We start from the raw sequence: 432 nt of genomic DNA, 5'->3' as shown, positions 1-432 counted from the left end.
GTCTCGTCCTTGGGGAACAACGCCTCGTAGCCGAGGTTCATCAGCGCCTTGTTGGCGTTGTAGCGCAGGAACTTCTTGACGTCCTCGGTCAGCCCGACCTCGTCGTAGAGGTCCTGGGTGTACTCGACCTCGTTGTCGTAGAGCTCGAAGAGCAGCTCATAGGTGTAATCCTTGAGCTCCGTACGCTTTTCCTCGTCGACCAGGGCCAGCCCGCGCTGGTACTTGTAGCCGATGTAGTAGCCGTGCACGGCTTCGTCGCGGATGATCAGCCGGATCATGTCGGCGGTGTTGGTCAGCTTGGCCCGGCTGCTCCAGTACATCGGCAGGTAGAAGCCCGAGTAGAACAGGAAGCTCTCCAGCAGCGTGGAGGCCACCTTGCGCTTGAGCGGCTCGTCACCCTTGTAGTACTGCATCACGATCTCGGCCTTGCGC

1 protein-coding gene is annotated in these 432 nt (G+C 60.2%); it reads right to left on the bottom strand.

The genetic code is table 11. The annotated features are described in order from the left end of the window. Positions 1 to 432 (bottom strand): ribonucleotide-diphosphate reductase subunit beta (locus RM590_RS35730; protein ID WP_311708970.1); only part of this gene is annotated, 432 nt, incomplete at both ends.

This window comes from Streptomyces litchfieldiae (assembly GCF_031845365.1).
Classification (GTDB): Bacteria; Actinomycetota; Actinomycetes; order Streptomycetales; family Streptomycetaceae; genus Streptomyces; species Streptomyces litchfieldiae.
The sequence above is the reverse complement of the archived record's forward strand: the minus strand, read 5'-3'. Positions and strand labels throughout refer to the sequence as shown.